Source organism: Bradyrhizobium sp. MOS002 (assembly GCF_003020115.1).
Lineage (GTDB): Bacteria > Pseudomonadota > Alphaproteobacteria > Rhizobiales > Xanthobacteraceae > Bradyrhizobium.
This window is the reverse complement of sequence record NZ_PYFX01000005.1, coordinates 442,595-452,838: the sequence shown is the minus strand read 5'-3', so window position 1 is coordinate 452,838 and position 10,244 is coordinate 442,595. Positions and strand designations below refer to the sequence as shown.

Here is a 10,244-nt window from a genome sequence, read left to right as displayed (position 1 = left end):
TGTCGCACTGGTCGGCCGGAACGAACATGGAATGATGCTTGCCCTGGATTTCATCGAGCCGATAGCCGAGGGCGTCGAGAAAATTCTTGTTAGCCGCGATGATCGTCCCGTCAAGATTGAATTCGATCATGGCCTGCGAGCGGCCGATTGCCTCAATCTTAGCTTGTGCATCGACGCGGGATTTACGACCGAACATTTCATCGCTCCAAAATTGATGGCTCGTTTGCGGCGCGTGGGCTTGCAAGCGATTGCAGCATTCATGGTCTCGTGAGGACCGACCGTTCGTCGGCTCCGCGAGCCCAGCACATGAAGGAGCTAAACGAATCGAATTATCAGAGTATTTGTCCGATCGAAGACACAATGGCCGGATTTCGCCAACGCGATTAGCCGAACAGAAACTTCCCGACCTTTGCTGACCAGCCGAGGAGGCCATCGGCTTTGAATTGCGAAGAAAGGCCTAAGATCGTTATCGCTATTCGGCAAATCGGCCGGCAACGATCGATCACGAGTCCGTGGATCCGAGGATCAGGTATGCATATGGGGCATCGGGCAATTCGTCGCAGCCGCCATGAGCGCGTTCATGCCTCCCTTGAGTGATCCAGTCACGTCCGACAGCCGTTGCATTCAATCTCGGATTGGTAGCGCCGGGGAGGCGATACGCTAATCTGTGCGGTGAGGAATTCTGATTTGGGCGCCGTTTCTTATCTCGACCAGTATCCTTTGCTTCAGTCCCGCGATAGCGAGTTCGCGCGGGACCGCCTGTTCGCTGAATATGGCGCCGACCGCTTCGACAAGCACGACCGTGAGTTCGGTATCCAGGCCAATTTTGCGCGCTTGCAATCGATCGGCCTCGCCTTCTGCGGCTACGAAGGTGCGGCGTCGCTCTCCTTTCCCGAATCGCAAGTTCTCCGACAGTTCTTCTCCATCCAGGGAGCTGCGAGCTTCAGGACCAATGGGAGCAGCGAGCCAATTGGGGCCTGCAGTCCGATCATCTCCGGAGACGCCAGGTTGGATCTCGAGTTTGCGCCGGGCTATCGCCAATTGGTGCTGAGGATCGATACCGGCGCAATCGAGCGGTTGCTAAAGACAATCCTGGGCGATGACAGCGACATGGAGCTGCGTTTCGTCCCGGGCGAAGCTGATCCGGCGGTGATGACTTATATTCGTCAGGACGTCTTCAGATTTGCGGAGGAGTTGGACAGGTTCGGACAGGATTACTCACCCATAGCCATCGGCGAACTTGAGCGGGCGTTGATGGTTCGAATCCTTCTGGCGCACCAGCACAATTTCACCGATCGGCTTCAGGGCCCGGCGCCGGGCGCCAACCGGTCCGTCATCGACATCGTCGAATCCTACATCGAGGCTCATTGGGACGAACCAATCGATCTGGAGAAAATTGCGGCAATCGCCAACGTAAGTGTGCGGACGATTTATCGGGAATTCTCCGTGGCGGGGCGGGGATCACCGGGCCAGTGCGCGCGGCGCTTCCGGCTCCAGCGGGCGACGGAGCTCTTACGACATCCCGATGAGCAGACCAGCGTCGTTGCCGTCGCGTTCAAATGCGGCTTTCAAAATCTCGGCCGCTTTGCATCGGAATATCGGCGAGCGGTCGGTGAGCTGCCATCCGAAACCTTGAAGAATGCGAGACGGAGGCAGTGACGCGACGACGCAGGTCCTGAATTCACAGCAAGGCGCTGTCGTAGGCCGCGAGCGTCTTGTCGAGGTCAGCAGCGGACAGGTGAAACCCCTCAGCCCCTGCCCATCGCCGCAATCGCATCCGCGATTTCGATCGTGCGCCGGGCCATGTCGGCGTGCAGGCGCTCCACCATCGCACCATCCAGCCGGATCGCGCCGCGCGAGACGTTCTCCGGCAGCTCGAACGCAGCGATGATCTTTCGCGCGCGCGCGACTTCCACTTCGGGCGGGGTGAAGATCGCATTGCAGGCTTCGATCTGCGAGGGGTGAATCAGCGTCTTGCCGTCAAAACCGAGATCGCGGCCTTGCGCGCATTCGGTCGCGAAACCGTCGGAGTTGGCGATGTCGCTGTAGGGACCGTCGAGGATTTCGAGGCCGTGGGCGCGCGTTGCCAGGATGCAATGGGTGATCATCGGGATCATCGCAGCGCGGCCCGGCAGCATCTTGATGCGCGTCTCGCGCGAAATGTCGTTCGGGCCGAACACGAAGCCTGACAGGCGCCGCGCTGGATCGCGCCCGGCGGCAGCGAGTTCCTCTGCATGCAGCACCGCGCGTGCGGTCTCGATCATGGCCCAGACTTTCACGGTCGGCGCCGCGCCGAGCTCGGCGAGACGACGACCGATCGTGTCGAGGTCCTCCACACTTGAAACCTTTGGAACCAGGATGCCGTCCGGCGAGGCCTTGGCGGCCATCGCGACGTCGTCGGCCCACCAGGGCGTGTCGAGGCCGTTGGTCCGGATCAGGATCTCGCGCTTGCCGAACCCTTTGGCCGCGATCGCGGCGGCGATGCCGTCGCGCGCCAGCGCCTTGGCATCGGGCGCGACGGAGTCCTCCAGATCGAGGATCAGACCGTCGGCGGCAAGATTGCGCGCCTTTTCCAGCGCGCGGGGGTTGGAGCCGGGCATGAACAGATGGCTGCGGCGCGGGCGGGTCATGCAAGCGTTCCTTCCGTTTCCTCGTCTCACTTCCGACCGCAGCCGATAGCATCTGGCCTGCCTATTCGAAAGGCTTGTTCGTCCCAGCGGTATATGATTAGGCATAGGCCATGAACACATTCCCAGAGCATTTGCTGGAAGGCTACAAGGCCTTCGCCACCCAGCGGCTGCCGACCGAGCAGACCCGTTACCGCGAGCTGTCGGTGAAGGGGCAGTTCCCTGAAGTGATGGTGATCGGCTGTTGCGATAGCCGCGTCTCACCCGAAGTGATCTTCGACGTCGGGCCGGGCGAACTCTTCGTCGTCCGCAACATCGCCAATCTGGTGCCGGTGTATCAGCCCGACGGCAACGCGCATGGCGTCTCGGCGGCGCTGGAATATGCCGTGACGGTGCTGAAGGTGAAGCACATCGTGGTGCTCGGGCACGCGCAGTGCGGCGGTATCCGCGCCTTCGTCGACAAGATCGAGCCGCTCACGCCGGGCGACTTCATCGGCAAATGGATGCAGATGTTCATCAAGCCGGGCGAGGTGGTCGAGCAGCGCGACCACGAGACCATGGCGCAATTCGTCGAGCGGATCGAGAAGGCCGCGGTGTTCCGCAGCCTGGAAAACCTGATGACCTTCCCGTTCGTGCGGAAGGCGGTCGACGCCGGCCAGATGCAGACCCACGGCGCCTATTTCGGCGTCGCGGAGGGATCGCTGTTCGTGCTGGACAAGGGCGCCAAGGAATTCAGGAACGCGCGCGAATAGCGAGCTCTTTTAGAGTGGGCAAAGCGTAGGCGTGCCCGCCAATCAAGCTGATACCCGGATGCGAGATGGCGGGCACGGCGCAAGTGCGTCCTTGCCCGCCTTACGGCGTTCGGCGAACAGCGGGGACTATCCCACCTCCGCCCATGACCATTTGAGTGCGCCTCCCTATATTGGCGCCTGATTCCCGAATCAGGCAGCTCATGCGCGTTTTCAGCGTTCCAGTCTCAGTTCCGTTCCTGCGCACCGTCGTCGCGAGCCTGCTCGACGGCCGGCTGGTCGACGGCTTTGAGGCGCGCAAGGAGCCTGCACGGCTGGCGGACGCCACGCTGTACCTGCCGACACGGCGCGCCATGCGCGTCGTCCGCGAGATCTTCCTCGACGAGATGAAGGCGGATGCTGTCGTGCTGCCGCGCATCGTCGCGCTCGGCGACATCGACGAGGATGAGCTCGCATTCGCCGATGAAGGCGAACAGTTTTCCGGCGCAACGCCGCTCGACATTCCGCCGCGGCTCGGCGAGCTCGAACGGCGGCTGACGCTGGCGCAACTCGTCGCGGCCTGGGCGAAGGGCCCGGTGCTGTCTCCGCTGGTCGTCGGCGGACCCGCATCGACGCTGGCGCTGGCGTCCGACCTCGCGCGCCTGATCGACGACATGGTCACGCGCGGCGTCGACTGGAGCGCGCTCGATGGCCTGGTGCCTGATCTGCTCGACCGGTACTGGCAGCACTCGCTCGAATTCCTGCGCATCGCGCGCATCGCCTGGCCCGGTCATCTCGCCGAAATCAAACGCATCGAGCCCGCTGCCCGCCGCGATCTCCTGATCGATGCCGAAGCCAGGCGGCTGACCGCGCATCCCCATGGCCCCGTGATCGCGGCCGGTTCGACCGGCTCGATGCCGGCCACGGCAAGATTTCTCCACGCAGTCGCCTCGCTGCCGCATGGCGCCGTGGTGCTGCCCGGGCTCGACACTGATCTCGACGACGACGCCTGGCGCAGCATCGGCGGCGTACGCGACTCGCTCGGCAAGTTCGCGGAGCATCCGGTCTCGAACCATCCGCAATATGCCATGCACGCGCTGCTGGATCGCTTTGGCATCAAGCGCAGCGACGTCGACATTCTCCAGCCACCGGCGGAAGGCGGTCGCGATCTCCTGGCGTCGGAATCGATGCGGCCCTCGGCCAAGACCGAGATCTGGCACGACCGGCTGAAGCAGCCGGATGTGGCCGTAAAGATCACCGGCGGCATGAAGAACCTCGCGGTGGTCGAAGCTCCCAACCCTGAAATGGAAGCGCTCGCCATCGCGATTGCGATGCGCGAGGCCCGGCATCTCGACAAATCAGCGGCGCTTGTCACGCCCGATCGCGCACTGGCGCGGCGGGTGATGGCTGCGCTGACACGGTGGGATCTCGCTTACGACGATTCCGGCGGCGACGTCCTGATGGAAACGTCCGCCGGCGTCTTTGCGCGACTCACCGCGGAGGCCGCGACCAGGGGATTGGAGCCGCCGACGCTGCTCGCAATGCTGAAGCATCCGCTCTGCCGGCTCGGCCGGGCGTCTGGCGGATGGAAAGCTGCGATCGAAGGCCTGGAGCTCGCTTTGTTACGCGGCACGCGCCCGCCTGCGGGCACCGCCGGCCTGTTGCGTGAGTTCAATCGCTTTCGCGAGGAGCTGGCAAAGCTGTGGCGCAGCGAAGTCTCCGCGCTCCATAAGGCGGAACCGCGCGCACGTCTCAAGGCGGAAGACCTCGATCGCATTCAGGCGCTGATCGATGGCTTGCGACAAGCCATGGCGCCGATCGAGAGTCTTGTATCACCAAAACCGTATGACTTCGCCGAGCTCGCGCATCGGCATCGCGAGATCATGATCGAGCTGTCGCGCGACGAGCACGGCATTCCGCTGGCGTTCGAGGAGCGCGAAGGCCTCGCGCTTGCGAGCGCCTTCGACGATCTCCTGCGCGGCGGCACCACCAGCGGATTGATGGTCACGCTGCCCGACTACGCAGACGTGTTCCAGACCGCATTCAGCGACCGCGCGGTGCGGCGGCGGGACAGGCCGGGCGCGCAGCTCCAGATCTACGGCCCGCTGGAATCACGCCTGATGCAGGCCGACCGCATCATCGTCGGCGGGCTGATCGAGGGGGTCTGGCCACCGGCGCCGCGCATCGATCCGTGGCTGAGCCGGCCGATGCGGCACCAGCTGGGCCTCGATCTGCCGGAACGCCGTATCGGCCTCTCCGCGCATGATTTTGCGCAACTGCTCGGTGGCGACGAGGTCATCCTCACCCACTCCGCCAAGGCTGGCGGTGCGCCGGCGGTCGCCTCGCGCTTCCTCCACCGGTTGGAGGCCGTCGCAGGCGATGCGCACTGGAAGGCCGCCATTCGCGCGGGCGAGAAATACGTGCAGTTCGCAGCCGCGCTGGACCAGCCCGACCAGGTCAGACCGATCAAGCAGCCCGAGCCGCGACCGCCACGCGCGACCCGGCCGCTCTGGATGTCGGTGACTGGGATCGAGGACTGGCTGCGCGATCCCTATACGATCTACGCCAAACACATTTTGCGGCTCGACGCGCTCGATCCCGTCGACATGCCACTGTCGGCCGCCGACCGCGGCTCGGCGATCCACGATGCACTCGGCGAGTTCACGGAACGCTACGCCACCGACCTGCCCGATGATCCCGCGCGCGTGCTGCGCGCGATCGGCGAAAAACACTTTGCGCCGTTGATGGAGCGGCCCGAGGCGCGGGCGCTGTGGTGGCCGCGCTTCCAGCGCATCGCGCGCTGGTTCGGCGAATGGGAGACGGCGCGGCGCGGCGTGATCGAGACAATCGCCGCGGAAACCCGCGGCGAGATCTCGATCCCGCTCGACCATGGGCGCAGCTTCCGTCTTTCCGCCCGCGCCGACCGCATCGAGCGGCGGCAGGGCGGCGGCTACGCCATCCTCGACTACAAGACCGGCCAGCCACCGACCGGCAAGCAGGTCCGCATGGGCCTGTCACCGCAGCTCACGCTGGAAGCCGCGATCCTGCGCGAGGGCGGTTTTCCCGACATCGATGCGGGTGCATCCGTGAGCCAGCTCGTCTATGTCCGCCTGAGCGGCAACAATCCGCCGGGCGAGGAGCGCATTCTCGAACTCAAGTTCAAGCAGAGCGACGAGCCGCAGCCGCCTGATAGGGCCGCTGCCGAAGCACGGGCCAAGCTGGAGGCGCTGATCCGCGCCTTTGAGGACGAAAACCAGCCCTACACCTCGTTGAACCTGCCGATGTGGACCAACCGCTACGGCGCCTATGACGATCTCGCCCGGATCAAGGAATGGTCCGCGGCCGGTGGATTGGGGATCGAGGAATGGTGAAGGCACCGCGCCCCATCCCGGACGAGGTGCGCGCCAGGCAAGCGCGCGCATCGGACCCGACCGCGTCGGCCTTCGTGTCGGCCAATGCCGGCTCGGGCAAGACCCACGTGCTGGTCCAGCGGGTGATCCGCCTGCTGCTCTCGGGCGTGCCGCCGGAAAAGATCCTCTGCATCACCTTCACCAAGGCGGCTGCGGCCAACATGGCCGAACGCGTATTCACCACGCTCGGGCATTGGGTGACGCTCGACGACACCGCACTCGATGCGGCGATCCGCGCGGTCGGCATCCCGCACCCCACTGCAAAATTGCGGCGCGACGCACGGAAGCTGTTCGCCTGTGCGCTGGAGACGCCGGGCGGGCTGAAGGTGCAGACCATCCACGCGCTGTGCACCCGCCTGCTCCAGCAGTTTCCGTTCGAGGCCAACGTTCCCGCGCGCTTCGCCGTCATCGACGAGCGCGACCAGACCGACATGATGGAACGCGCCAATCTGAAGGTACTGCTGGAGGCCGCGCGCGACCCCGACAGCGTCACCGGCCGCGCGCTGCTGACCGCGATGGCGAGCGCCGCCGACGTTACCTTCAAGGAGGTGGTGCGCGAGGCCTGCCTGAGCCGCGATCACTTCATGGCCTGGACCGATGAAGCCGGCAGCGCGGAGCTGGCTGCCGTCCAGATGGCAGCCGCCCTGGGCGTGGACGCGAGCGACCGGATCGAGGACGTCGAGACCGAGATTGTCGACGGTCCGTTCCTGCCGCGATCGCGCTGGGACGACATCGCCTTTGCGCTGGAGGACGGCAGCAAGTCCGACAACGACCAGGCCAGCCGGCTTCGCGAAGCAAAGGTCTTTTCCGGCAGCGCGCAGGTCGACGCCTATCTCAGCGTTTTCCTCACCGACGACAAGCTGCCGCGCAAGGCGGTGCTGACCAAGAAGTTTTGCGATCACAACCCATCCGTCGCCCGCCTGTTCGAGAACGAGGCCCAGCGCGTCGGCGGATTGGTCGAGACGCGCCGGGCGGTGACCATGCGCGACCGCACCGCGGCCCTGCTGCATATCGCGACCGCGGCTGCCGCCAACTACCGTCGCGAGAAGCAGGAGCGCGGGCTGCTCGACTATGACGACCTCATCGACAAGACGCTGGCGATGCTGGATCGCGTTTCCTCGGGCTGGGTGCATTACAAGCTCGACCGCGGCGTCGATCACGTGCTGATCGACGAAGCCCAGGACACCAGTCCGCGGCAATGGGACATCGTCGCGCACATCATCTCGGAGTTCACCGCCGGCGAGGGCGCACGCGAAGGGCTGAACCGCACGGTCTTCGCTGTCGGCGACGAGAAGCAGTCGATTTTCTCCTTTCAGGGTGCTCAGCCCCGAGAATTCGACGCACGCCGGCGCGAACTCCACAGCAAGTTCACGGCGGCCGGACTGAAATTCGATCCGGTCGCCTTCACCTATTCGTTCCGCTCCGGCGCCGCGATCCTGCACTCGGTGGACCACGTCTTCCGCGAGCCCGCGATCTACAAGAGCATCCATTCGATCGAGACCGGTCATCCCCTGCACAATGCACTCGGCGATGCAGGTCCCAGCGTGATCGAGCTGTGGGACCTTGCGGAAGCCGACGACAGGCAGGAGATCGAGGGCTGGCGCGCGCCGTTCGACGGCGTCGCCGCCACCAGCCCCGAGGTGAAGCTCGCGCGCCGAATCCAGACCGAGATCAAGCGGCTGGTCGAGAGCGGCACGCTGACCGGGCACGAGGGCGAACGGCGTCCCCTACGCTATGGCGACATGCTGATCCTGGTGCGCCGGCGCGGCAATGCGTTCGACGCGGTGATCCAGGCGCTGAAGCACGCCAACGTTCCGGTCGCCGGCGCCGATCGGCTCAAGCTCACCGAGCACATCGGAATCATCGACCTGATGAACCTTGCGGACGCGCTGCTGCTGCCGCAGGACGATCTCGCGCTCGCGGTGGCGCTGAAGAGCCCGCTGTTCGGGCTCGACGATGACGATCTGTTCCAGTTGGCCTGGGATCGCAAGGGATCGCTGCGCCGCGCGCTTGGCGAGCATGCAGGCACAAGCGAGAAATTCACTGCGGCGTTGCGACGCCTCGAAGCCTGCGAAACGCGCGCCCGCGAGGAGACGCCGTTTGCCTTTTACGCCTGGCTGCTCGGGGGCGACGGCGGACGCGCACGCATGCTGCGTCGGCTCGGTCATGAGGCCAATGACGCGCTCGATGAGTTCCTGGAGCTGGCGCTGAATTACGAGCGCAAGGTGCCGGCCTCGCTGCAGGGTTTCATGGCCTGGCTGCGCTCGGCCGATACCGAGGTAAAGCGCGACATGGAGATCTCGCGCGACGAGGTACGGGTAATGACCGTGCACGGCGCCAAGGGCCTGGAGGCCTCGGTCGTGTTCATGGTCGACACCACTTCGTCGCCTGCGGATTCGCAGCGGTTGCGGCTGATCCACGTCCCGCGCGGCAATGGCGGCGAGGTGGTGGTCTGGGCCGGACGCAAGGCGGATGATCCCAAACCCGTCGCCGACGCCCGCAAGGCGATGCTCGAGGAGACCGAGGACGAATATCGCCGCCTGCTCTACGTCGCGATGACGCGCGCCGCCGATCGGCTCATCGTCGGCGGCTGCATGCCCGGCAACATGAAGACGGTCCGCAAGCTGAGCTGGTACGATCTGGTCGACACCGGGCTCGCCGGCTCGGGCCTGACGAAAGAGACAATCGAGACACCGCTGGGAAAGGCGACGCGCTTCTCCCGACCGGAGGATGTCGTGGCGCTAGGCACGCCCGCGGCCTCGTTGGATCAGGCGACCGCGCTCCCGGACTGGCTGCGGACGCCCGCACCTCGCGAGACCATCGACGACGATCCGGTACGGCCCTCCGTCCAGTCGTCCGGGGACGGCCGCGCGGTGCTGTCAGGCGAATCAGTGCAGTCCCGCGCGCTGGCGCTGCAACGCGGCACGCTGGTGCACCGGCTGCTGCAATCGCTCCCCGACATCGCCACTGAGCGCCGGCGGGAGGCCGCGCTCGGCTTCATGAGGCGCAATGCCGCGGACTGGGCGGAGGCCGACCGGGTCACGCTGGCGGACAAGGTGCTCGCCTTGATCGCCGAACCACGGTTTGCGCCGGTCTTCGCCGCCGGCAGCCGGGCAGAGGTCGCGATCGTCGGCCGGCTGGAGCGGCCGGGCCGCACCCCGGCGCTGGTGTCGGGCCAGATCGACCGGCTGGTCGTTCGTCCGGATGAGATTTTGATCATCGATTTCAAGACCAACCAGGCGGCTCCCAGGAGCGCCGCTGAAGCGCCCGCGGTCTATGTCCGGCAGCTTGCGCTGTACCGGGCGGTGCTATCGAGGCTTTATCCCCAAAAGCCTGTCCGCGCCGTCCTGCTCTGGACCGAGGCCCTTGAATATATGGAGATTTCGGCTCCCGCGCTGGACGCGGCGCTGGCATCCCTTCATCTCGGTGTGAGCGTCCTTGACCCGGCAAGGAGCCGTTCATAGGTTGACGCCATGATC

General features: G+C 65.3%; 6 protein-coding genes. 4 read left to right on the top strand and 2 right to left on the bottom strand.

The genetic code is table 11. The features are described from left to right. A partial coding sequence (locus C7G41_RS19395; RefSeq protein ID WP_146159778.1) for a PAS domain S-box protein occupies nucleotides 1-196 on the bottom strand: 196 nt, incomplete at its 3' end. A 491-nt stretch (nucleotides 197-687) separates the two neighbouring features. On the opposite strand from C7G41_RS19395, the gene C7G41_RS19390 reads away from it, so the two are divergent. Beyond that, complete coding sequence (locus C7G41_RS19390) at nucleotides 688-1,659, top strand: AraC family transcriptional regulator (protein WP_106944044.1); 972 nt, start codon at nucleotides 688-690, stop codon at nucleotides 1,657-1,659. Between the two features lie 89 nt (nucleotides 1,660-1,748). On the opposite strand, the gene C7G41_RS19385 is transcribed toward C7G41_RS19390, so the two are convergent. Next, nucleotides 1,749-2,630, bottom strand: coding sequence for a CoA ester lyase (locus tag C7G41_RS19385; protein WP_106944043.1), 882 nt, complete (start codon nucleotides 2,628-2,630; stop codon nucleotides 1,749-1,751). 110 nt (nucleotides 2,631-2,740) lie between these two features. Between C7G41_RS19385 and C7G41_RS19380 the strand changes: the two genes are divergently transcribed. From C7G41_RS19380 to addA, 3 genes are all read left to right on the top strand, one after another. Continuing rightward, nucleotides 2,741-3,379, top strand: a complete 639-nt coding sequence (locus tag C7G41_RS19380; RefSeq protein WP_106944042.1) for a carbonic anhydrase — start codon at nucleotides 2,741-2,743, stop codon at nucleotides 3,377-3,379. A 200-nt stretch (nucleotides 3,380-3,579) separates the two neighbouring features. Next, nucleotides 3,580-6,726 carry a double-strand break repair protein AddB gene (gene addB / locus C7G41_RS19375; protein ID WP_106944041.1) on the top strand — a complete coding sequence of 1,049 codons (3,147 nt, stop codon included), beginning with the start codon at nucleotides 3,580-3,582 and terminating at the stop codon, nucleotides 6,724-6,726. Then, the gene (gene addA, locus C7G41_RS19370; protein ID WP_199198475.1) at nucleotides 6,720-10,229 is read left to right on the top strand and encodes a double-strand break repair helicase AddA; all 3,510 of its coding nucleotides are present in this window, start codon (nucleotides 6,720-6,722) and stop codon (nucleotides 10,227-10,229) included. The genes addB and addA overlap by 7 nt, the downstream gene beginning before the upstream one ends. The last annotated feature ends 15 nt before the right edge of the window (nucleotides 10,230-10,244 follow it).

What these genes read in the sequence shown, in the direction of transcription:
- C7G41_RS19385 (WP_106944043.1), bottom strand. Translation starts at nt 2,630, where the DNA reads ATGACCCGCCCGCGCCGCAGCCATCTGTTCATGCCCGGCTCCAACCCC.
- C7G41_RS19380 (WP_106944042.1), top strand. Translation starts at nt 2,741, where the DNA reads ATGAACACATTCCCAGAGCATTTGCTGGAAGGCTACAAGGCCTTCGCC.
- addB (WP_106944041.1), top strand. Translation starts at nt 3,580, where the DNA reads ATGCGCGTTTTCAGCGTTCCAGTCTCAGTTCCGTTCCTGCGCACCGTC.
- addA (WP_199198475.1), top strand. Translation starts at nt 6,720, where the DNA reads ATGGTGAAGGCACCGCGCCCCATCCCGGACGAGGTGCGCGCCAGGCAA.